This is a genomic window from Pseudomonas sp. ADAK21, assembly GCF_012935735.1.
In the GTDB taxonomy this organism is placed as follows: Bacteria; Pseudomonadota; Gammaproteobacteria; order Pseudomonadales; family Pseudomonadaceae; genus Aquipseudomonas; species Aquipseudomonas proteolytica.
This window is the reverse complement of sequence record NZ_CP052857.1, coordinates 3138449-3162910: the sequence shown is the minus strand read 5'-3', so window position 1 is coordinate 3162910 and position 24462 is coordinate 3138449. Positions and strand designations below refer to the sequence as shown.

Genomic DNA, 24462 nt, shown 5'->3' with positions numbered 1-24462 from the left:
AGCAAGGAATGAACTCCGTGACCTCTCAAGGGGTCGACTCGTCTAGCTAAAAGTCTGTGCATGGCATCATTGCGAGCTTAATCGCGGTATACAGCGCAGGTCCGAGCCGTTAACGTAAAGCAAAGCCGTTTATAGAGGAAGGACTCGTGGAACACTCGCTCTTAGTTTGGTTGTTGCCGACTCTTGCCCTGGTTGCCGGTGTCGCCATTGGATTCCTGGTTGCTCGCCTGCTGCCGAATGCCGCGCCTAACCGCACGCAGCGTCAGTTGGATGACATTCAGGAACGTTTTGACAGTTATCAGAACGAGGTTGTTACCCACTTCAACAGCACCGCGACCCTGGTCAAGAAGCTCACCCAGAGCTACCAGGAAGTACAGGATCACCTCGCCGATGGCGCCAACCGCCTGGCCCTGGACGACATCACACGTCAGCGCCTGCTGGCCGCGCTGCATTCCGATGCCACGCAAGCCCCGCGGGAGCGCCTGACCCCGCCAAGGGAAAATCAGGAGCCGCCACGGGACTACGCGCCAAAAACGCCGAACGCCCCCGGCATGCTGGATGAGCATTACGGTTTGAAGAAGTAAGTCGTTTTCAAGCGTAAAAAAAGCCCGGCTGATCGATGATCAGCCGGGCTTTTTGTTGAATGCACGCAACTCAACATGTAGGAGCCGGCAAGCCGGCTCCTACATGTTGAGTTGGCGGCCCTCAGCGGCGTACCGGGCGCTTCTGCAACTTGCGCTGCAAGGTGCGACGGTGCATGCCCAACGCTCGGGCGGTAGCCGAGATGTTGCCTTCATGCTCGGTCAACACACGCTGGATGTGCTCCCACTGCAGGCGGTCCACCGACATCGGGTTTTCCGGCACCAGGGTGTCGAGGTCGGCGTGTTCGGAGAGCAGCGCTGCCAGTACATCATCGGCATCGGCCGGCTTGCACAGGTAATTGCAGGCGCCGCGCTTGATCGCCTCGACGGCGGTGGCAATGCTGGAATACCCGGTAAGGATCAGCACGCGCATTTCCGGGTCCAGTTCCAGCAGCTTGGGCAGCAGCACCAGGCCGGAGTCGCCGTCCATTTTCAGGTCCAGTGCCGCGTAGTCCGGCAGGTCGGCCTGGGCGATGGTCAGGCCTTCTTCGGCGGAGCCTGCGGTGCTGACGCGAAACCCGCGGCGGCTCATGGCTCGCGCCATTACGCGGGTAAAGGTGGCGTCATCATCTACCAGCAACAGGTGCGGCAGTTCTTCGCCTTCGACTTGGATCTCGTCACTCATCGATGTCTCCTCGTGCAGCACGGGGCAGGCGCAGCTCGGTGAGCGTGCCGCCTTCCTCATGGGGGTAAAGTTTCACCGAGCCGCCAGCGCGGGTCACGCTGGCCTTGCTCAAGAACAGGCCCAGGCCGAAGCCCTTGCCCTTGGTGGTAAAGAATGGCTTGCCGATCTGTTCGGCAATCGCCAGCGGCACACCGGCACCGTGGTCGCGAATGCTGATGGTGAGGTTTTCCGAATCCCAGTCCAACTGCACTTCCAGCCCTTCCGGGCAGGCATCGGCTGCATTGTTCAACAGGTTCAGCAACGCCTGGGTCAGATCCGGCGGTGGCGCCATGCGAGGCACTGCACCCTGCCCCAACAGGTGGAAGCGGTAACTGGCTTCGGGGCGCATCAGGTGCCAGCGGTTCAAGGCTTCGTCCAACCACTGGGTGACGTCCTGCATATCCACCGCCAGGCGCCGGTTGGCTTCCGCGGCACGCACCAGTTGTTGCAAGGTTTGCTTGCACTGCTTGACCTGTTCCTGCAGCACGCCGAGGTCGTCCTGTAGCGCCGGGTCGTGATGGTCCTGGCGCATTTCCTTGATCAGCACGCTCATGGTTGCCAGCGGCGTACCCAGCTCATGGGCCGCGCCGGCGGCCTGGGTCGCCACGGCCAACAGTTGCTGGTCACGCAAGCCTTCTTCGCGACGGATAGCACGCAGTTCTTCCTGGCGCCGCAGCTCTTCGGCCATACGCGCAGCGAAAAACGTGATCACGGCTGCCGACAGCGCGAAGCTCAGCCACATGCCGTAGATCTGCAGGTTTTCCCGGGCGATCGGGAAGGTTTCCAGGGGATAGAATTGCGCCAGCAACAAGGTGTAGAGCGCCAGGGCAATACCCGACAGGATCACCGAGTAGCGCCACGGCAACGTCACGGCGGCAATGGTCAGCGGCACCAGATAATAGGAAACGAACGGGTTGGTGGAGCCACCGGAGAAATACAGCAACACACTGTGGATAAACAGGTCACAGGCCAGTTGCAGGGCATACTCCAGCTCTGTCACCGGCCACGTGGTGCGCAGGCGGATGGCCGTGAACACACACAACACCGTGGAAAAAGCCAAAGTCACCCACAGTTGCAGCCAGGGCAACGGCAGCAGCTCAAACCAATAGGCAAGCCCCACGGAACCGGCTTGGGCGGCCAGGACCAGGGTGCGGATAAACGTCAGGCGCCAGAGGTTCTGGCGAGTGGCGGAAGTCAGTTGTACGGGGGCGAGCATGAGCTCTCCTGATGAGCGCTCCAGGCGGATCGCAAGGAGTATAAACGAAGCCAGGGTATCGACAGCGTGTGTGTGGCCCTTTGACGCAGGTCACACAATCAGGAACGCCGGACGCAAAATGACCGTTCGTCGGCATTGCGCCAAGGTGTAGAGAATTTGTAACCCGCCGAACCCGAATCCCCCGTCTACAGTCTTACCGAACACGATCACCCTCAAGGAGCTTCCATGTCACGTTTCACTCGCAGTGCCGCCCTTATTGCCCTCAGCGTTGGCAGCGTCGCCAGCCTGCCCGTGCTGGCTGCCGATCAACTGCACTACAACCAGATTTCCCTGCGGGCCGAAGTCAGCCAGGAAGTGGCCCGTGACCAGATGATCGTCACCCTGTACACCGAGTCCCAGAACACCGACCCGGCCAAGCTGGCCGCCGAGATCACCACCACCATGAACAAGGCGCTGGCCCAGGCCCGCGAAGTCAAGGGCGTCACCCTGCGCCAGGGCAGCCGCAACAGCTACCCGATCTACGACAACAAGAACCAGAAGATCACCGGCTGGCGTGAACGCGCCGAATTGCGCATGGAAAGCTCGGACTTCGCGGCGCTGTCCAAGCTCACCGGCGAGATGCTGACCAATCTGAAAATGGACAGTATGGACTTCGCCATCGCCAACCCGACCCGCAAGGCCAGCGAAGATGCGCTGCTCAAGGAAGCGGTCGCTGCATTCAAGGCCCGCGCGCAATTGGCCACTGATGCGCTGGGTGGCAAGGGTTACAAGATCGTCAACCTGAACTTCAACACTAATGGTTATCCACAGCCTTATGCCCGCGGCGGCATGATGATGAAGGCTGCGGCGATGGATTCAGCGCCGACGCCTGAGGTCGAGGCGGGCACCAGCCAAGTCAGCATGAGTGCGGACGGGGTGATTGAAGTTTTACAGTAAGCGTTTCAATCTACAAAGACGGCACAGCCTAATAGCTTGTGCCGTTTTTTTTGGCCTGCCGTTCGATAACAAGACGAACGATGTAGGGGTTTACTTAAACGATCAACCGCACCTAAAGCCCAAGCATAAAAATTGAACCCTTCCCCGGCGCCCTGCCACCTAGCTAAACCAAACTTCTCCAACAAACTAGACATTTAATAAAACATCCCCACAGACAAATACCTATGTCTAAGACACGGACATATAGGCAACTTCATTCGAATTCTCACAGGGAGGATGGGAGCGCGAATAAAACGAGACGTTCATGAATATAAATCCTGCGCCCGCTCTACCGAACTCGACAACAACCCATTCATTATCCGCCGTCAATCCATTGCCCGCAGAAACTACCGCCCCCGCACATCGGCGGCAGACTCGTGCAACCACCGCAACATCCTCTCCACAGAATGCTGCGCACAGAGGGGACAGTGGCTCGCCGCAAACTACAAACCCTGAAATAGCAATCCAAAAAAGAGTTATCTACGGTTCAGACACCGTGCCTGCACCCTCGGCTGGCTACACCCTGCAAGAGCGCAAGCAGCGCATTGATGACTACGCTTTTCGCGTAACGATGCTGATTGAAGAAATACCCAGTATCAACCAGGGTGAAATGGCCGTCAGGTTCCAGAATGCCCGCCTGTTCATGGAGCCGGCAGGCTACTTCAGCGGTGGTTTATTGGCCGCAGGCTATGACCCCCATGAAAAAATCACGGTGACGTTCACGTCCTACACGGGGGTGGGGAAACCAGAAAATCTGAGCAGTACCTCAAAGCGTACTTACTTTGCCTGGGAAATTGCTGCAGGTGCTTTAGAGCACGACAAAGTACAACGGGGCGGCCCGCTCAACTTCAACTTTATGGAGATAGATCCAAAAGATCAAACTAAGGTTGATGATCTGGAGTCGTTGGGCAAAAACCTTCAAAACCACTGGGAACATGAAATATCCAAACCCATGCGAGACCCTTCTGGCCAACTCGCAACCCTCTCGGGACAAGCGGACGCCTACGCAGTACGGGGAACCTTGCAAACCCTGCGCAGTGATACGCAGAGTTTTAAAAAATTGAGCCCTGAAGGGCAAGAAGCTGTCGCGCGGACACTGGATAAGAATGGGCAAGTCATCATTCCAAATATCTACGGCTACCCCTTGTCAGGCTATGCATTTATTCCGTACACGCCCTATGACGGAGATTATAAAAACAGGCCCAACCAAGGATTGATGTTAGATCTGAAGAATGGCACCGTCCGTGAAATACATGGGGATGCCGACTTTGCAACCTGGGCTAAAGACAACCGGGACAACTTGCTGAGAAACTTCAACACCCGAGATATACAAGGCGGCAAGGATTCACACTGGCCCAGCGCGGGTTATGTGCTTGAAACGTTGATCTCCGGCGCCAACGCTCACTTCCCCGGCTATCACAACCTGGTTTCAGATGAGGAAATACCGGCGTCACAACTGTTCAATTACACCCGAGCCCGAGGCAGCGAGTATCAGTTGAAGTTCGGCAATCTTTACAACGGTGTGGCCGACCAGTACCAAGCGGTGAATGCCAAGAATGCATTATGGTCCGACCAAACCCTGGTGTTTGGTTCCTCACAGCAGGATTGGAAGTCGGCGAAAGACTTCTGGGGCAATACATTCGGCTACGTGCCCGTGATTGGCAACACAGGCAATATCGTCTTCGGCGTCCATGACAGTCTCTACGGCATGACGGCGCAGGATCGTGTGGGCGGCAATGCAGCGGCGGTAATATCAGGCCTGCAACTGGCCCACGAACTTGCGCCAGGTGCCGTCGAGTCCGGGCTAGGTGAACCCGCCAAAGTCCCTGGCGTCCCAAGAGCCGAAGATTACCAATGGAGGCAGAACTCACAGACAAACGACTTTGAGTTCGTGCACGCCCCCAAGCCCGCAAAGAATACCGATGAAGTCACCGTGCCAAGCCAGGCCCAGCCTGCCAACCCCTTGCGCCCAAGCCAGGCCGGGCATATCAGCCAGCATGCAGTGCCAAATGGCGAACAGTTGATTGAAAATGTGAAGCCCAACGCCAAAGGGATTTATCAGGTCAAGGATGCAACCACCAACGCAGATCGCTGGTTAATCCGCTACACCGATGCCACCGGCATCAGCAACGTGTATGAGATCCGAGGGGATTTCAAACTGAGCAACGGCTATGTGCAGATCATTGACCAGCAAACCAGGCGCCCTGTGATGACTGTCCACTCTTCGGGCAATGGCGAGTGGGTCTCAGCCAATGGAAAAGGCGGCATCAAGTGGTTCTGGGAGCGCAGCGGCTCACCACCCCCCAGCGATGACATGAAGCTCCCAGCGTCTTTTGCCAATCACTTCGTCGACCTCGAAGGCAAACCAATCACAGGCGCCAACAAGATCGACGAGTTCTTGAAAATCAACGCGGGGTCCAGCTACGAGTTCGCCAGCAGCAATTTCGAGGATAAAGGCGTCATCAAAACTAACTTCAGGGTTTCCTGGAACATCGACGAGACTGGCTTCTCCGTTGCGCCCGGAGAAAAGGCACAGCCCACGGAACACAGTTCGAGCCAGTACTCACCCAACTTTGTCTTGGATATAAACCGTAACCCTTACACCGTCACCACCAAAGAAAAAGGGCTATCCGTCAGCCATCGACTGGACGCCACAGCGAACTCGGCCGAGGGCATCAGGCAAGCGAGGCTGGCGCAGTTCGAGCGCACAATTCCAGACCGCGACCTGCGTGCGCGTATTTCCGAAGTCGCCCATCAAGGCTCAATAGCCCCCGCCACCATTGACTTGAACGGTGGCTCGGTACTGCAAGATGGCTACTACTTTGGCGCTGACGATACCCAGTTTCACATCGAGCACGATCCATCGAGCAAAGTGACGAAGGTCCAAATTACATCCAAAGGACACCTGTCCAACCCGGAAAAAGACATCAACCGGGTGCCGGGTGTGGAGGTGATCATCAAGAGAACGTTCACGATACGCGAAGGTAATGAGCTCGACAGCTTGTACACCATCGACAAGGACGCGCCCACCACTATCGAGGTCGTGACGCTCTCGTAGCCAAGGCACGGCTACAACGGCCACTTACCTGATCCCCTGAACGGCGGTAACCTCGGTGACTGCCGTTTTTCGTATGGGCAGCCTTATATACCTGCCATCTCAGGGGTCTCCATGGAAAAAAACGCCTTGAAAACACTGTTCCTCGCTGCGGGGTTGTTGGCATTGACGCCCATGGCCCATGCCGCCAGTACCCTGGTCTACTGCTCCGAAGCCAGCCCCGCCGGTTTCGACCCCAGCCAATACACCAGCGGCACCGACTTTGATGCCTCGGCCGAAACCGTGTTCAACCGCCTGACCCAGTTCAAGCGCGGCGGGACCGAAGTCGAGCCGGGACTGGCGACCCGTTGGGAGGTGTCCGAGGATGGCCTGGCCTATACCTTCCACCTGCGCGACGGGGTCAAGTTCCACACCACCGAGTACTTCACACCGACCCGCGACTTTAATGCCGACGATGTGTTGTTCACCTTCCAACGCCTGTTGGACGCCAACCACCCATTCCGCCAGGCCTACCCGTCCGAATCGCCGTACTTCACCGACATGGGCCTGAACACCACGATCAAAAGCGTGGAAAAGCTCGACGAGCACAGCGTGCGCTTCAACCTCAATAACGTCGACGCCGCGTTCGTGCAGAACCTGGCCATGAGCTTTGCTTCCGTGCAATCGGCCGAGTACGCCGCGCAGTTGCTTGAACAAGGCAAGGCTGCCGATATCAACCAGAAGCCGGTCGGTACCGGGCCGTTTGTGTTCAAGCGCTACCAGAAGGACTCGCAGATTCGCTACGTCGCCAATAAACAGTATTGGAAGCCTGAGGATGTGAAGCTCGACAACCTGGTATTCGCCATCACCCCCGACGCCGCGTCGCGCCTGCAAAAGCTCAAGGCCGGCGAATGCCAGGTCAGCGGCTATCCGCGCCCCTCGGATATAGAGGTGATGAAGCAGGATCCCAACCTGCGCGTGCTGCAACAGGCAGGCTTCAATCTGGGCTTCCTGGCCTATAACGTGACCCATCCGCCGCTGGATCAACTCAAGGTGCGCCAGGCCCTGGACATGGCCATCGATAAGCCGGCGATTATCCAGGCGGTGTACCAAAGTGCCGGGCAATTGGCGCAAAACGCGCTACCTCCGGCCCAGTGGTCTTATGACCCCAACATCAAGGACGCGCCGCACGATCCGGCCAAAGCCCGGGCGCTACTAAAAGAAGCAGGGGTTGCACCAGGTACCACCATCAACTTGTGGGCGATGACCGTGCAGCGCGCCTCCAATCCCAATGCGCGAATGTCGGCGCAGATGATCCAGCAGGATTGGGCCAAGGTCGGGATCACCGCCAATATCGTCAGCTATGAGTGGGGCGAATACATAAAGCGCGCGAAAAACGGCGAGCACGATGTGATGATTTACGGCTGGACCGGCGACAACGGAGACCCCGATAACTGGCTTGGGGTGCTCTACAGTTGTGCGGCGGTAAAGGGCAGCAACTATGCAAAATGGTGTAACCCGCAGTACGACCAACTGGTGCAGAAGGCCAAGCTCAGCAGCAACCGTGACGAGCGCATCAAGTGGTATCAACAGGCGCAAAAAATACTTAAGGATCAAGTACCTATAACGCCTATTGCGAACTCGACGGTTTTCCAGCCACTGCGCAAGGAAGTCCAGGACTTCAAAATCAGCCCGTTTGGGCTGACGCCGTTCTATGGCGTAAGTCTGAATAAGTAACAATCACGCCCCAACCGAGTGCGCCAGACACCTCGGTTGGGCCGATTTAGTGCACTGCGCGCACCGAAAAAAACCTCGAAAATGCAGATTTGTGTCGAAAATTATATGAATGCGACATTCTTGTACGTTCGTACCACTCTTTGCCGCTTGTTGCCTCTCAACGTCTTGCAATGGGTATGGGGCCTGCATAAGTATCCGCAGGCCGACTCACGAGGTCGCCCTCAATTCCAAAAATGACAACAAATCATGAGGCCAACATGCTTAAACACGCAGTCATTCCGTTTTTAGTCAGCGCCGGTTTAATGGCCGCTGCACCTTTCGCCCAGGCGGCGACTAATCTGGTGTTCTGCTCCGAAGGGAGCCCGGCGGGTTTCGACCCAGGCCAGTACACCACCGGAACAGACTTCGATGCTTCGGCCGAAACCATGTTCAACCGTCTCAGCCAGTTCGAGCGTGGCGGCACCGCCGTGATTCCTGGCCTGGCCACCAAGTGGGACGTTTCCGAAGATGGCCTGACCTACACCTTCCACCTGCGCGAAGGGGTCAAGTTCCATACCACGCCGTACTTCAAGCCGACTCGTGAATTCAACGCCGACGACGTGCTTTTCACCTTCAACCGGATGATCAACAAAGACGATCCGTTCCGTAAGGCCTACCCCACCGAGTTCCCGTACTTCACGGACATGGGGATGGACACCAACATCAAGAACATCGAGAAAATCGACGACCACACCGTCAAGTTCACCCTTGGCACCGTGGACGCCGCGTTTATCCAGAACCTGGCCATGAGCTTCGCCTCGCTGCAGTCGGCCGAATACGCCGCCAAACTGTTGAAGGACGGCAAGCCCCAGGACATCAACCAGAAGCCGGTGGGCACTGGCCCGTTCGTGTTCAAGAGCTACCAGAAAGACTCCAACATCCGCTTCACCGGCAACAAGGATTACTGGAAGCCTGAAGATGTGAAGATCGATAACCTGATCTTCGCCATCACCACCGACCCATCGGTGCGTGTGCAAAAACTCAAGAAGAACGAATGCCAGGTCACCCTCTTCCCACGTCCGGCCGACCTCAAGGCCCTGGGCGAAGACAAGACCCTGAAACTGCCACACCAGGCCGGTTTCAACCTGGGCTACATCGCCTACAACGTGATGCCTGTGCTCAAGGGCCAGACGGCGGCCAACCCACTGGCCGACCTGCGCGTACGCCAGGCCCTGGACATGTCGGTCAACAAGCAGCAGATCATCGACTCGGTTTACCAGGGCGCAGGCCAGTTGGCGGTCAACGCCATGCCGCCGACCCAGTGGTCCTATGACGAGACCATTAAGGACGTCCCGCACGACGTGGCCAAGGCCAAGGAGTTGCTCAAGGAAGCCGGCGTCAAGGAAGGCACCGAAATCACCCTGTGGGCCATGCCGGTCCAACGTCCGTACAACCCCAACGCCAAGCTGATGGCCGAGATGCTGCAGAACGACTGGAAGCAGATCGGCTTGAAGGTCAACATCGTCAGCTACGAGTGGGGCGAGTACATCAAGCGTTCCAAAGGCGGTGAAAACCAGGCCATGATCATCGGCTGGAGCGGTGACAATGGTGACCCGGACAACTGGCTGAACGTGCTGTTCGGCTGCGACTCCCTGGCGGGCAACAACTTCTCCAAATGGTGTGACAAAAAATTCGACGGCATCGTGAAAGAAGCCAAGGCCACGTCGGATGTCGCCAAGCGCACCGAACTGTACAAACAGGCGCAACACGTCCTCAAAGGTGCAGTCCCCATGACACCTATCGCACACTCGACGGTGTATCAACCCATGCGCAACAACGTGCAGGACTTCAAGATCAGCCCATTTGGCTTGAATTCCTTCTACGGGGTGAGCGTCAGCAAGTAGGACGCCTTGGCGGCGACGTTTCATAACGTCGCCGTTATTGCATCCGCCAAGACCTTAGGAATCGGACTACGTTCGCAGGCGCTGCCGACCTACAGCAGCTGACTGCAAGGGTAAAGTCCGATCCCTACAAGGTCTGTCCGGTTCTGCGCATTTACTGCCTTGCCCGCGTTCCCTAACGTCGAGGTAGGCAAACACGCAGTTCCGATACGGCATTTGCTGTGGATGGGAGCAGTGCTTTCGCCATGCCAGGTAAGGCGTGGCGACTGTTCACTGACGAAAACGATAAACATGGATTGGGGACCGTCATGCGCCATACCACCGTTCTATCTGCAATATTGGGTACCAGCCTGTTGGCCGTCGCTTCGATGGGCCAGGCTGGCGAGAAGAAAAGCCTGGTGTTCTGCTCTGAAGGCAGCCCGGCCGGGTTCGATACCGCGCAATACACCACCGCCACCGACAACGATGTGGCCGAGCCGATCTACAACCGCCTGGTTGAGTTTGAAAAGGGCGAGACCGGTGTCGTACCAGGCTTGGCGACCAAGTGGGATATTTCGCCCGATGGCCTGACCTACACCTTCCATCTGCGCGAAGGGGTGAAGTTCCACAGCAACAAGGAATTCAAGCCGACACGGGATTTCAATGCCGATGACGTGCTGTTCACCTTCAACCGCATGCTTGATCCCAACCATCCGTTCCGCAAGGCCTACCCTACGGAGTTTCCGTACTTCAACGGCATGAGCCTGAACAAGAACATCGCCAAGGTCGAAAAAACCGATCCGCACACCGTGGTGATGACCCTCAATACGGTCGACGCGGCGTTTGTCCAGAACATCGCCATGAGCTTCGCGGCGATCCTCTCGGCTGAATACGCCGAGCAACTGCTCAAGGCCGGCAAACCCAGCGATATCAACCAGAAGCCGATCGGCACCGGGCCGTTCGTGTTCCAGCGGTACCAGAAGGATTCGCAGATCCGTTACGCCGGCAATAAACAGTATTGGGACCCGAGCAAGGTCAAGCTCGACCAACTGATTTTCGCCATCAACACCGACGCGTCGGTGCGGGTACAGAAGCTCAAGGCCAATGAATGCCAGGTCACCCTGCATCCACGCCCCGCCGATGTCGACGCGCTCAAGGCCGACCCGAACCTGCAACTGCTGACCAAGCCGGGCTTCAACCTCGGCTACATCGCCTACAACGTGCGGCACAAACCCTTCGACCAGCTCGAAGTGCGCCAGGCGCTGGACATGGCGGTGAACAAGCAGAGCATCCTCAACGCCGTGTACCAGGGCGCGGGGCAACTGGCAGTCAATGCCATGCCGCCGACCCAATGGTCCTACGACGACAGCATCAAGGACGCCGCCTACAACCCGGAAAAAGCCAAGGAACTGCTCAAGGCTGCGGGCGTCAAGGAAGGCACCGAGATCACCCTGTGGGCCATGCCGGTACAGCGCCCGTACAACCCCAACGCCAAGCTTATGGCCGAGATGCTGCAAAACGACTGGGCCAAGATCGGCCTCAAGGTCAAGATCGTCAGCTATGAGTGGGGCGAGTACATCAAGCGCATCAAGAACGGCGAACACGATATCAGCCTGATTGGCTGGACCGGCGACAACGGTGACCCGGACAACTGGCTGGGCACCCTCTACAGCTGCGACGCCATCGGCGGGAACAACTACTCGATGTGGTGTGACCCGGCGTACGACAAGCTGATCAAGCAAGCCAAGGTCGTCACCGACCGAGAACAACGGACTGTTCTGTACAAACAGGCCCAGCAACTGCTCAAACAGCAGGTGCCGATCACGCCTGTCGCCCACTCGACGGTCAACCAGCCGTTAAGCACCAAAGTCGAAGGTTTCAAAGTGAGCCCCTTCGGCCGCAACGTGTTCTCGGGCGTCAGTATTACCCCATAAGAAAATAACCGGATGCGCAGAGCGAAGTTGGCTCTGCTGCAAACGTGCAGCTGTAATTCGCGAAATCTCCTACAGCAAACGTTTGCCATAGCTTGAAGAGTTACACACCCAATAGCCGGCTCACTTAATAAGGCCGGCATAAAAAAAGAGAACCAAAGGAGCTCCACCCATGAAATTGAGCAGCAAAGTGCTACTGGCCATGGCCATCAGCAGCATCACCGCCACCGCTTACGCCGAACCTGCAAGCCAGGAGTTCGTGCCAACCACACTGGCCGGCGCCAGCGCCCAAAGCGAAGCCAAAGGCTTTATCGAAGACTTCAGCCTGGGCGGTCAGACGCGTAACTGGTACTCCCACGAGAGCCTGTACCGCGGCGGCAGCTTCAATTACACCAAGCATGGTAGAACCCTGACCGACCGCAACCGTACCAACTGGGTACAGGGCACTATCCTCAACGCCAGCTCGGGCTTCACCGAAGGTACCGTGGGCGTCAAGGCTGAAGTTGCGCTCTACAACATCGTGGCCCTTGATCGCAGCCGACGTGACGTCAAGGGCGGCTCCAACCGCACCCTGGCTCACTCCAACGGTGATCCCGTAGACCAGTGGAGCAAGCTGGGCCTGGCTAACGTGCAGTTCCGCGTTTCGAACAGTACGCTGACCGCCGGTCGCCAGAACTTCAGCACGCCGATTGTCGACACCATCGGCAACCGCGCACTGCCATCAAGCTTTCAAGGTGTGAGTTTCAACAGCGAAGAATTCAGCAACCTGTCGTTCCAGGGCGGCGTGTTTGACCGCGTTTCCCCACGTTCCGAACAGAGCCTGTCGAAGTTCCGCAGCGAGTACAGCCAACAAGGTGCACGCAGCGCGACAACCGACAAGGTCTACACCCTGGGCGCCAACTACCAGCCGCTCAAAAGCCTGAAAACCAGCTTCTTCGGCGCCAACGTCAAGGACTTCTGGAACCAGTACTACTTTGGCGCGACCCACGAGTTGGGTGACAGCCAGCAACTGGCCCTGACCACTGGCTTCAACTACTACAAAACCGTCGACGAAGGCAAAAAGCTGATGGGGGAAATCGACAACGATACCTTCTCCCTGTCCCTCGGCCTGGCGCATCAGGCCCACAGCCTGACCTTCTCCTACCAGCAAGTGAACGGTAACGAGTACTTCGACTACCTGCACGAAACCAACGGCATCTACCTGGCCAACTCCCTGACGTCGGACTTCAACGGCCCGAACGAGAAGTCCTTCCAGGTTGCCTACGCTATCAACATGGCTGAATACGGCGTGCCGGGCCTGAAGTTCAACGTCTACTCCGCACGCGGCTGGGGCATCGACGGTACTCACTACACGGGTAACAGCAACGGCGCTTACGCCTACACCGGCATCGAAAAACAAGACGGCGAAAAACACCAGGAATACGGTGTTGGCGCAGCCTACGCGGTCCAGAGCGGCCCGCTCAAAGCCACGGCGATTCGTGCAACCTACGTTGAGCATCGCGGTAGCGAGAACCAGTTCGACGGCAGCGTCAAAGAATTCCGTGTGGTCACCACCATTCCGTTCAACATCCTTTAATTAGCGCCAGGTAAACGGCGGGCTCAGGACGAGCCCGCCGTCTACATTTGTGTGGTTGAATCGATTGCAGAGGGCTCTTCGATGAAAATGCTCCCGTTACAAGCTGCCATGACCGCTGCACTGCTGAGTGTGGCCCTGGGCATTTCGGCCAAGCCGCTGGTGGTTTGCACCGAAGCCAGTCCGGAAGGCTTCGACCCGGTCGTGTACGTCACGGCTGTCACCGCCGACGCCGCCGCCGAAACCATGTTCAACCGCCTGGTGGACTTCAAGCCCGGCACCACTGAAATCGTGCCCGCACTCGCCAAATCGTGGGACATCAGTGAGGACGGCCTGACCTATACCTTCCACCTGCGTGATGACGTCAAGTTCCACACCACCGATTACTTCAAGCCTACGCGCAACCTGAATGCCGACGACGTGCTCTGGAGCTTCCAGCGTCAACTGGACCCGAAACACCCGTGGCACGACAAGTCCACCACCGGCTTCCCCTATTTCGAAAGCATGGGTTTCAAGGAACTGCTCAAAAGCGTCGAGAAGACCGATGACCACACCGTGGTCTTCACCCTGACCCGCCCCGAAGCGCCGTTCCTGGCCGATGTCGCAATGCCGTTCACCGCCATCCATTCCGCCGAATACGCCGACAAGCTGCTGGCCGCCAACAAGACCGGCGAGCTCAACAGCAAGCCGATCGGCACTGGCCCGTTCATTTTCACCCGCTACCAGAAAGACGCCCAGGTGCGCTTCAAGGCCAACCCGGAGTACTTCCGTGGCAAGCCGCCCGCTGATCCGCTGATCCTGGCCATCGCGGTGGATAACAACGTGCGCCTGCAAAAGCTCAAGGCCAATGAGTGCCAGATCGCCCTGTATCCAAAACCCGATGACCTGCCGAGCATCAAGGCCGATCCAAACCTCAAGGTCACTGAGCTGGCGGCGATGACCACCGCCTACACCGCGATGAACACCACCCGCAAGTACATGAGCGACGCGCGGGTGCGCCACGCGATCAACATCGCGTTCGACAAACAGGGCTATAACCAATCCCTGTACGGCAAAGGCAATGCCATCGACGCCACCGGCCCGTACCCGCCGACCCTGCTAGGCTTCAACGACAAATTGCAGAACCCGGCCCGCGACCTGGACAAGGCCCGCGCCCTGCTCAAGGAAGCCGGCGTGCCGGAAGGCACCGAGTTCACCCTGTTCACCCGCAACGGCGGCGGCCCGACCAACCCCAACCCGATGCTTGGCGCCCAACGCATGCAGGCGGATCTGGCGCAGATTGGCCTGAAGGTCAATATCAAGGTCATGGAGTGGGGCGAAATGCTCAAGCGCGCCAAGGCTGGCGAGCACGACATGGTCTCTGCCGGCTGGGCCGGGGATAACGGCGATCCAGACAACTTCCTCACGCCGAACCTGAGTTGCGATGCCGCCAAAAACGGCGAAAACTACGCCCGCTGGTGTAACGAAGAGTTTCAGGGCTTGATCGACAAGGCCCGCGCCGTGGCTGAACCCGCCGAGCGCGCCGCACTCTATGAACAAGCGTTGGACGTTTTCGACAAGGACCAACCATGGATCCCCATGGCCTACCCGAAAATGTTCACCGCCATGCGTAAAAACGTCGAGGGATATACCCAAAGCCCCCTGACCAACAATAACTTCGCCACCACCCAGGTGAAGTAATAAGAGACGCCCGGCACCGTCGACGTTGACGGTGCCGGACCTGCCTAACCGGCTGATTGAGGTAGATACCACGATGTTTAGTTTTATTGCCCGCCGATTGGGGTTGTTGATCCCAACGTTCTTCGGCATCACGTTGCTGACTTTTGCGTTGATTCGCATGATCCCTGGCGACCCCGTAGAAGTCATGATGGGCGAAAGGCGGGTCGACCCCGAGATGCACGCCCAGGCAATGGAACGCCTTGGCTTGAACAAACCCTTGTATGCGCAATACCTGGACTACGTCGGCAAGCTCGCCCAGGGCGACCTCGGCGAATCCCTGCGTACCCGCACCAGCGTCTGGACCGAGTTCAGCGCCCTGTTCCCCGCGACCCTGGAACTGTCCATGGCCGCCCTGTTGTTCGCCGGTATCCTCGGGCTCTTGGCCGGGGTGATCGCGGCCTTGAAGCGAGGATCCCTGTTCGACCACGGGGTGATGGGCATCTCCCTGGCGGGATATTCGATGCCGATCTTCTGGTGGGGCCTGATCCTGATCATGTTCTTCTCGGTGAGCCTGGGCTGGACCCCGGTTTCCGGGCGTATCGACCTGCTCTACGACATCGAGCCGCGCACCGGCTTCATGCTGATCGACACCCTGCTGGCCGATGAGCCGGACGCGTTCTGGGATGCCCTGCACCACCTGATCCTGCCAGCCATCGTGCTCGGCACCATCCCGCTGGCGGTGATTGCGCGGATGACCCGCTCCTCGATGCTGGAAGTCCTGCGCGAAGACTACATCCGCACCGCCAAGGCCAAAGGCCTGTCGCCGGCACGCGTGGTGTTCGTACACGGCCTGCGCAATGCGCTGATTCCGGTGCTGACCGTGGTCGGCCTGCAAGTCGGCACACTGCTGGCCGGTGCAGTCCTGACCGAAACCATCTTCTCGTGGCCCGGCATCGGCAAATGGCTGATCGAAGCCATTGGCGCACGGGACTACCCGGTGGTGCAAAACGGCATCCTGCTGATCGCCTGCCTGGTGATCCTGGTGAACTTCGTGGTGGATGTCCTCTACGGCTTCGCCAACCCACGCATCCGTCACCAGCGCTGAGATCATGACCATGACCACACCTACTCAAGTGTCAGCAGTCGATCAAAGCCTGCTGTACCCGTCGCCGTACAAAGAATTCTGGCAAGCCTTCTCCAAGAACAAGGGCGCGGTTGCCGGCCTGCTGTTCATGTTGCTGATCGTGTTCTGTGCGATCTTTGCCCCGTGGGTTGCCCCCCATAACCCCAGCGAGCAATACCGTGATTTCCTGCTGACCCCGCCGTCGTGGCTTGAAGGCGGGCAGATACAGTTCCTGCTGGGCACCGACGAACTGGGCCGTGACTTGCTGTCGCGCCTGATCCAGGGCTCGCGCCTGTCGTTGCTGATCGGTTTGTCATCGGTGGTGATGTCGCTGATTCCGGGGATCCTGCTGGGCCTGTTCGCCGGGTTCTTCCCGCGCCTGCTCGGCCCGACCATCATGCGATTGATGGACATCATGCTGGCCCTGCCATCGCTGCTGCTGGCCGTGGCGATTGTCGCCATCCTCGGCCCTGGCCTGATCAACACCGTGATCGCGATTGCCATTGTGTCGCTGCCATCCTATGTGCGCCTGACCCGCGCCGCCGTGATGGGCGAGCTCAACCGTGACTACGTGACGGCCGCGCGCCTGGCCGGTGCCGGCCTGCCGCGCCTGATGTTCGTCACGGTGCTGCCCAACTGCATGGCCCCCCTGATCGTGCAGGCCACCTTGAGCTTCTCCTCGGCGATTCTCGATGCCGCGGCCCTGGGCTTCCTCGGCCTTGGCGTCCAACCGCCAACCCCCGAGTGGGGCACCATGCTGGCTTCGGCCCGTGACTACATCGAACGCGCCTGGTGGGTCGTGAGCCTGCCTGGCTTGACCATTTTGCTCAGCGTGCTGGCAATCAACCTGATGGGCGACGGACTGCGCGATGCGCTAGACCCGAAACTCAAGAATGCCGCGTGAGGAGATTCCCATGTCACTGCTAGAAATCAAGAATCTCAATGTGCGCTTCGGCGACAAGACTGCCGTGCCAGTGGTCGACGGGCTTGACCTGTCCGTGGACAAAGGCGAAGTACTGGCCATCGTTGGCGAGTCGGGCTCGGGTAAATCCGTGACCATGATGGCGCTGATGGGCCTGATCGAGCATCCCGGCATCGTCAGCGCCGACTCGCTGACCTTCGACGGCAAGGACATGCTCAAGCTGAGCAACCGTCAGCGCCGCCAGATCGTCGGTAAAGACTTGGCGATGGTGTTCCAGGACCCGATGACCGCGCTGAACCCCAGCTATACCGTGGGGTTCCAGATTGAAGAAGTGCTGCGCCTGCACCTGAAAATGTCCGGCAAGCAAGCGCGCAAGCGTGCCATCGAGTTGCTGGAAAAAGTCGAAATCCCCGGCGCTGCCAGCCGCATGGACGCCTACCCGCACCAGTTGTCGGGCGGTATGAGCCAGCGTGTGGCGATTGCCATGGCCATTGCCGGCGAGCCCAAACTGCTGATCGCAGATGAACCGACCACGGCGCTGGACGTAACCATCCAGGCACAGATCATGGAGCTGCTGCTGGCCCTGCAGAAAGAACAGAACATGGGCCTGGTACTGATCACCCACGACCTCGCGGTAGTAGCAGAAACCGCTCAGCGCGTGTGCGTGATGTATGCCGGCCAAGCGGTGGAAGTCGGCCAGGTGCCGGGGTTGTTCGACGTACCGGCGCACCCGTACAGCGAAGCATTGCTGGCGGCGATCCCGGAACACAGCATGGGCGCCGAGCGCCTGGCAACGTTGCCGGGTATCGTCCCTGGTCGCTATGACCGCCCACAAGGTTGCCTGTTGTCGCCGCGCTGCCCGTACGTGCAAGACAGCTGCCGTCAGACCCGTCCGACCCTGGACCCGCAAGCCCACAGCCTTGTGCGCTGCTTCTACCCCTTGAACCAGGAGGTGGCGTAATGGCCGTCGTTCTTACCGCCCGCGACCTGACCCGTCACTACGAAGTGTCCCGCGGCCTGTTCAAGGGCCACGCCACCGTGCGCGCCCTCAATGGCGTGTCGTTTGAGCTGGAGGCCGGCAAGACCCTGGCGGTCGTGGGTGAGTCGGGTTGCGGCAAATCCACCCTGGCCCGGGCATTGACGCTGATTGAAGAGCCATCGTCCGGATCCTTGAAAATCGCCGGCCAGGAAGTCGCCGGCGCCGACAAGGCCCAGCGCAAACAACTGCGCAAAGACGTGCAGATGGTGTTCCAGAGCCCTTACGCGTCGTTGAATCCACGGCAGAAAGTCGGTGATCAACTGGGCGAGCCGCTGCTGATCAACACCAACCTGTCCGCCGCCGAGCGCCGGGAAAAAGTCCAGGCGATGATGAAGCAAGTGGGCTTGCGCCCTGAGCATTATCAGCGCTACCCGCATATGTTCTCCGGTGGTCAGCGCCAGCGGATCGCCCTGGCCCGGGCGATGATGTTGCAGCCCAAGGTGTTGGTGGCGGATGAGCCGACCTCGGCGCTGGACGTGTCGATCCAGGCCCAGGTGCTCAACCTGTTCATGGATCTGCAGCAGCAGTACAACACCGCCTATGTGTTCATCTCCCACAACCTGGCGGTGGTGCAACACGTGGCAGATGACGTGATGGTGATGTACCTCGGCCGCCCGGTGGAAGTGGGTCCCAAGGAAGACATTTACGCACGCCCCCTGCACCCGTACACCCAGGCGCTGTTGTCGGCCACCCCGACCATCCATCCGGACCCGAACAAGCCGAAGATCAAGATCGTCGGCGAACTGCCCAACCCGCTGAACCCGCCACCTGGCTGCGCCTTCCACAAGCGCTGCCCGTACGCGACCGAGCGCTGCAGCAGTGAAGAGCCGCTACTGCGTGAACTGGACAACCGCCAGGTGGCTTGCCACCACGCGGAGCAGTTCGTGGCCTAAACCCCTGTGGGGACGGGCTTGTGTGGGAGCGGGCTTGCCCGCGAAGGCGGCGTGTCAGCCACTGAATGAGGTGCTGACCCACCGTCTTCGCGGGCAAGCCCGCTCCCACAGGGAATCGCGGTAATACCGAGTTGTACAGCCTCTCCCGCCAGATTGCGCATCAATCTGGCAGGAGGGGCTTTTTTGTTTTTAGGGGCCGCATCGGGGCTTGGGCAAAGTGTAAAAGTTGTAAATGACATTTACTTGTATTTGATAATGAATAGCATTCCGGCGCATAGAGCGCGCCGAATCCTGCTGGAAGGCAATTCTGGTGCGCCTCGCTCAGTTGCCACCTTCCTTAAAGGATTTTGCGGACATGTCACCTCGATTCAGGCTCAGCCATTTCTCCCTGGCGTTTATCGCCGCCCTTTCTTCCCCCGCACTGCTCGCGGACACCCAGGAAAGAGAACACGGCAAAGTGCCGGTGCAAGCGAGTGACCTGCCAGTCGATGGCACCTCCCAAGCGTTGGAACTGAGCGAAACACGAATTCTGGGCACCGCCGCCGAAGAGCTCAAACAAGCTCCCGGCGTGTCGATCATCACCGCCGAAGACATCAAGAAGCGCCCACCGACCAACGATCTGTCGGACATCATCCGCCGTGAGCCAGGTGTCAACCTGACCGGCAACAGCTCCAGCGGCAGCCGCGGCAACAATCGCCAGATCGACCTGCGCGGCATGGGCCCGGAAAACACCCTGATCCTGATCGATGGCAAGCCATCGACCTCGCGCAACGCCGTGCGTTACGGCTGGAGCGGCGATCGCGACACCCGTGGAGAAACCAACTGGGTGCCGGCCGAGGAAGTCGAACGCATCGAAATCCTGCGTGGCCCGGCTGCCGCGCGCTATGGCTCCGGCGCCATGGGCGGGGTGATCAACATCATCACCAAGCGCCCGACCGACCAGTTGCACGGCTCGCTGACCACCTATGTGTCGCTGCCGGAAGACGACGCCGAAGGCATGAGCAAACGCACCAACTTCAACCTCAGCGGCCCGTTGAGCGATACCTTGGCGTTCCGGGTCTACGGCGGCCTGAACAAGACCGATGCCGACGACTCCAACATCAACCAGGCCGAGCAGGCCACCGCCGATTCGTTGGTAGCGGGCCGCGAAGGCGTGCGCAACAAGGACGTCAACGGCCTGCTCAGCTGGCAATTCACCCCCGAACAAACCTTGGACCTGGAAGCCAGCTACAGCCGCCAGGGCAATATCTTCGCCGGCGACACAATGCTCAACGGCGGCGGCACCTTCGTTAACAGCCTGGTCGGCAAGGAAACCAGCGTGATCCAGCGCAGCAGCTTCTCCGCCACCCACCGCGGCGAGTTTGACTGGGGTTCGACCATGGCCTCGCTGAGCCACGACCTGACCCGCAACGAGCGCCTCAACGAAGGCCTGGCGGGCTCCGGCGAGGGCGCGCCGTCAGCCACGGCCGGGCGTTTCGAATCGCGGTTGCGCAACACCCGCGCCACCGCCGAGGTCAACCTGCCCCTGAGCTTGGGCACTGAGCAAGTCCTGACCCTGGGCAGCGAATACCTCTATGAATCGATGAACGACCCAGGCTCGCTGCGCCCCCAGAGCTACGACCCAGGCACCGGCGGCGTGCCCAGCATTCCGGGCGTCAGCCGCAGCAGCACCAAGACCACCGCGTCGAGTTACGCGCTGTTCGCCGAAGACAACATCGAAGTCGGCAGCAAGACCATCATTACCCCCGGCCTGCGCTACGACAACCATGAAGAGTACGGCGGCAACTGGAGCCCGAGCCTCAACGCCTCACACCAGTTGACCGATGAACTGAGTCTCAAGGGTGGTATCGCCCGGGCCTACAAGACCCCGAACTTGTACCAGTCCAACCCCAACTATTTGCTGTACAGCCGGGGCAACGGCTGCAATGCCGGCGAAACCAACTCCGGTGGCTGCTACCTGGTGGGTAACCCGGACCTGAAACCGGAAATCAGCGTCAACAAGGAAATCGGCCTGGCCTTCGACAAAGGCACCTGGCGCACCAGCGCGACCTATTTCCGCAATGACTACAAGAACAAAATCAACGCCAGCAACCAGGCCGCCTTCCGCCTGGACGGTGGTCGGCGCGTGCTGCAATGGGAAAACAGCGGCGCGGCATTGGTCCAGGGCATCGAGGGCAACCTGTTCATGACCCTGCGCGACGACCTGGACTGGAACACCAACCTGACCTACATGATCGACTCCAAGGACAAAGACACCGGCGAGCCGTTGAGCATCATCCCCAAGTACACGGTCAACACCACGCTCGACTGGCAGGCCACCGACAAGCTGTCGTTCCAGGTCAGCGGCACCTACTACGGCAAGCAAGAGGCGCCCACCCTCAACTCCCGTAGCGCCAACAATTACGATCGCACTGCCCAGCAGGATGTCGACCCGTACGGCTTGATGGGCTTGAGCAGTGGTTATGAGTTCACCAAGAACCTGAGCGTGCGCGTGGGCATCGAAAACCTGCTGGACAAGCGCCTGTATCGCAAAGGCAACGCGGATGACGCGGGCGCACAGACCTATAACGAACCGGGGCGTGCTTACTTTGCGTCGGTGACTGCTTCGTTCTGACGATACGCGTCAAGGCCTCCTACTCCGCCTGGCATGCCGGGCGGAACTTTACTTAGGCTTAATCCGGACTTATCTGTAGTCCCGACATAACAACAGAGTAAGTCCAGAAACAAACCACACCCCAAGAGCATTAAACTCTTATCAAACTCCGAAACTTCCGAAACATGTAACACCACCCCGTTTTAATATTGCCCTGGCTAAAACCCGAGATTAAAGTCTGCCGCTCCGCTTTTCACCCACAGGTAGACTTTATGAAATACCGCGCTATATCCCGTTCACTGGAAAATCTGCTGAGCACAATCTATGAAGATGGTGACGTCAGCTTTGAAGAGTTCAAAAACCTGCAAGCCGAGTCGGACCGCCGCTGGGAATCGGTCACGCAAGAGCTAGGCAAGAACAACACCCTGGTTTCTTTCCAGAGCGCCATGGATGTTGCCATGCACTTGCTGTACTTGAGTGTGACCCATATAAAAAACCAGGAAATCACCGACTTTGGTGAAGCCATCGTCAAAGATGCGATAGTTGCACAAGTTGAAACAATACGCGCAGGCGCAGAACTTTCCCTCAAGCAACTTAAAGTTGGCCCCAACACTTTATAACCCACTTGTAGGAGCGAGCTTGTTCGCGAAAAGCGTCAACGATAACGCGAGCATTCTGGTTCAACGCGATGCCCCTGCGTTCTTCGCGAGCAAGCTTGTTCCTACAAAAGACGGGACAGCGGCGACAAAAAAGGGCGAAGCCATCACGGCTTCGCCCTTTTTAGTACCACCCGGTACCTTAGTGGTGTTCGCGGGTAGCGCGGAACTTCACATCCGGCCAACGCTCTTCCATCAGCGCCAGATTGACCCGGGTCGGCGCCAAGTAGGTCAGGTGACCGCCGCCGTCGATGGCGAGGTTTTCCACCGCTTTGTTGGAAAATTCCTCCAACTTCTTCTTATCGCTGCAATCGATCCAACGCGCGGAGTACACGGTGATCGGCTCGTAGGAGCATTCGACCTTGTATTCCTCTTTCAAGCGGCTGGCGACCACATCGAACTGCAGCACACCGACGGCGCCGAGGATGATGTCGTTGCTGCGCTCGGGGAAGAACACCTGGGTAGCGCCCTCTTCGGCCAGTTGCTGCAAGCCCTGGCGCAGTTGCTTGGACTTGAGCGGGTCGCGCAGGCGTACGCGGCGGAACAGTTCCGGGGCGAAGTGCGGGATACCGGTGAAGCCCAGTGCTTCGCCTTCAGTGAAGGTGTCGCCGATCTGGATGGTGCCGTGGTTGTGCAGGCCGATAATGTCGCCGGCAAACGCTTCTTCCAGTTGCTCACGCTCGGAAGAGAAGAACGTCAGGGCGTCGCCGATGCGCACGTCCTTGCCAGTGCGCACGTGGCGCATCTTCATGCCTTTTTCGTATTTGCCGGAGCAGATACGCATAAAGGCGATACGGTCGCGGTGCTTGGGATCCATGTTCGCCTGGATCTTGAATACGAAACCACTGAACTTTTCTTCGACCGGCTCAACGGTGCGCTCATTGGCAACTCGCGCCAGGGGTTTCGGCGCCCAGTTCACGACAGCATCAAGCACGTGATCGACACCAAAGTTGCCCAATGCGGTACCGAAGAATACCGGGGTCAACTGGCCGTCGAGGAATTCCTGCTGGTTGAATTCGTGGCAGGCGCCCTGCACCAGTTCCAGTTGGTCGACAAAGCGGTCGTACTCGTCACCCAGGTGGGCGCGGGCTTCGTCGGAGTCGAGCTTCTCGATGATTTTCACATCGGTGCGCTCATGACCATGGCCGGCGGTGTAGACAATGATGTAGTCATCGGCCAGGTGGTACACGCCCTTGAAGTCGCGGTAGCAACCAATCGGCCAGGTGATCGGCGCGGCCTTGATTTTCAGGACGGCTTCGATTTCATCCAACAATTCGATAGGGTCGCGGATATCCCGGTCGAGTTTGTTGATAAAGCTGACGATCGGCGTATCACGCAGGCGGCACACATCCATCAGGGCGATGGTGCGTGGCTCGACGCCTTTACCGCCGTCGAGGACCATCAAGGCCGAGTCCACCGCGGTCAGGGTGCGGTAGGTGTCTTCGGAGAAGTCTTCGTGGCCCGGGGTGTCGAGCAGGTTGATCATGTGTTCGCGATAGGGGAACTGCATGACCGACGTGGTAATGGAAATACCCCGCTGCTTCTCCATCTCCATCCAGTCGGAGGTGGCATGGCGATCGGACTTGCGGGATTTCACCGTGCCGGCCACCGCGATTGCCTTGCCCATCAGCAGGAGCTTTTCGGTGATGGTGGTTTTACCGGCATCGGGGTGGGAAATAATGGCGAAAGTGCGGCGTTTCGCGACTTCGGCGGCCTGGTGGGTCATGGGAAATCGCCTGGCAGGTGAGTCAAAAAAGGGCGGCGAGTATAGCGCAAACCCAGGGAGCCAGACCACCGTTCAGCCCATTGGGGGTGGCTAAATGCTGCCAAGTATGGAACCTTTTAAAAGGTAGAGACGTCCACTCCCCTGCTACCGCACTCGTAACAGGGGCTGAAAAATCAGCAAGTTAGCCTGACGAGGCTGCGCTCATGGCTCGATTTGATACC

Annotated in this window: 17 protein-coding genes; 14 read left to right on the top strand and 3 right to left on the bottom strand. The window is 58.7% G+C overall.

Annotated features, from left to right (window positions below; genetic code table 11):
• Window positions 1-146 precede the first annotated feature (146 nt).
• Window positions 147-584, top strand: coding sequence for a YhcB family protein (locus HKK57_RS14340; protein ID WP_029291922.1), 438 nt, complete (start codon window positions 147-149; stop codon window positions 582-584).
• Window positions 585-705: 121 nt separating this feature from the next.
• Here HKK57_RS14340 and HKK57_RS14335 read toward each other — a convergent pair whose 3' ends face one another.
• Window positions 706-1266, bottom strand: coding sequence for a response regulator transcription factor (locus HKK57_RS14335; protein WP_029291924.1), 561 nt, complete (start codon window positions 1264-1266; stop codon window positions 706-708).
• Window positions 1259-2521, bottom strand: coding sequence for an ATP-binding protein (locus HKK57_RS14330; RefSeq protein WP_029291925.1), 1263 nt, complete (start codon window positions 2519-2521; stop codon window positions 1259-1261). Before HKK57_RS14330 ends, HKK57_RS14335 begins: the two co-directional genes overlap by 8 nt.
• A gap of 225 nt (window positions 2522-2746) precedes the next feature.
• Here HKK57_RS14330 and HKK57_RS14325 point away from each other — a divergent pair, with 225 nt between their 5' ends.
• From HKK57_RS14325 to HKK57_RS14265, 13 genes are all read left to right on the top strand, one after another.
• Entirely contained in the window at window positions 2747-3457 is a 711-nt protein-coding gene (locus HKK57_RS14325) for an SIMPL domain-containing protein (RefSeq protein WP_029291927.1), read from the top strand.
• Between the two features lie 304 nt (window positions 3458-3761).
• Window positions 3762-6554: a hypothetical protein gene (locus HKK57_RS14320; RefSeq protein ID WP_237150389.1), complete on the top strand. Its 2793-nt coding sequence runs from the start codon at window positions 3762-3764 to the stop codon at window positions 6552-6554.
• Window positions 6555-6665: 111 nt separating this feature from the next.
• Window positions 6666-8267, top strand: a complete 1602-nt coding sequence (locus HKK57_RS14315) for an ABC transporter substrate-binding protein (RefSeq protein WP_154906600.1) — start codon at window positions 6666-6668, stop codon at window positions 8265-8267.
• A gap of 257 nt (window positions 8268-8524) precedes the next feature.
• Complete coding sequence (locus HKK57_RS14310) at window positions 8525-10150, top strand: ABC transporter substrate-binding protein (RefSeq protein ID WP_070994116.1); 1626 nt, start codon at window positions 8525-8527, stop codon at window positions 10148-10150.
• 305 nt (window positions 10151-10455) lie between these two features.
• Window positions 10456-12060: an ABC transporter substrate-binding protein gene (locus tag HKK57_RS14305; protein WP_070994117.1), complete on the top strand. Its 1605-nt coding sequence runs from the start codon at window positions 10456-10458 to the stop codon at window positions 12058-12060.
• A 169-nt stretch (window positions 12061-12229) separates the two neighbouring features.
• Entirely contained in the window at window positions 12230-13633 is a 1404-nt protein-coding gene (locus HKK57_RS14300) for an OprD family porin (RefSeq protein WP_070994118.1), read from the top strand.
• An 81-nt stretch (window positions 13634-13714) separates the two neighbouring features.
• Complete coding sequence (locus HKK57_RS14295) at window positions 13715-15310, top strand: ABC transporter substrate-binding protein (protein WP_070994119.1); 1596 nt, start codon at window positions 13715-13717, stop codon at window positions 15308-15310.
• Window positions 15311-15383: 73 nt separating this feature from the next.
• A complete protein-coding gene (locus HKK57_RS14290; protein ID WP_169390323.1) occupies window positions 15384-16394 on the top strand; it encodes an ABC transporter permease subunit in 1011 nt (336 codons plus the stop codon).
• A gap of 10 nt (window positions 16395-16404) precedes the next feature.
• Window positions 16405-17316 (top strand): ABC transporter permease subunit, encoded by a 912-nt coding sequence (locus tag HKK57_RS14285; RefSeq protein ID WP_029291943.1) that lies wholly within the window; start codon window positions 16405-16407, stop codon window positions 17314-17316.
• A gap of 10 nt (window positions 17317-17326) precedes the next feature.
• On the top strand, window positions 17327-18295 hold the full coding sequence (locus HKK57_RS14280; RefSeq protein WP_029291945.1) for an ABC transporter ATP-binding protein: 969 nt from the start codon (window positions 17327-17329) through the stop codon (window positions 18293-18295).
• Window positions 18295-19266 (top strand): peptide ABC transporter ATP-binding protein, encoded by a 972-nt coding sequence (locus HKK57_RS14275; RefSeq protein WP_029291946.1) that lies wholly within the window; start codon window positions 18295-18297, stop codon window positions 19264-19266. Before HKK57_RS14280 ends, HKK57_RS14275 begins: the two co-directional genes overlap by 1 nt.
• A 355-nt stretch (window positions 19267-19621) precedes the next feature.
• The gene (locus tag HKK57_RS14270; protein ID WP_133714610.1) at window positions 19622-21880 is read left to right on the top strand and encodes a TonB-dependent siderophore receptor; all 2259 of its coding nucleotides are present in this window, start codon (window positions 19622-19624) and stop codon (window positions 21878-21880) included.
• Between the two features lie 251 nt (window positions 21881-22131).
• Window positions 22132-22479 (top strand): hypothetical protein, encoded by a 348-nt coding sequence (locus HKK57_RS14265; protein WP_029291949.1) that lies wholly within the window; start codon window positions 22132-22134, stop codon window positions 22477-22479.
• A gap of 178 nt (window positions 22480-22657) precedes the next feature.
• Here the strand turns inward: HKK57_RS14265 and HKK57_RS14260 are convergent, their stop codons facing one another.
• The gene (locus tag HKK57_RS14260) at window positions 22658-24241 is read right to left on the bottom strand and encodes a peptide chain release factor 3 (RefSeq protein WP_029291952.1); all 1584 of its coding nucleotides are present in this window, start codon (window positions 24239-24241) and stop codon (window positions 22658-22660) included.
• Between the last annotated feature and the right edge of the window lie 221 nt (window positions 24242-24462).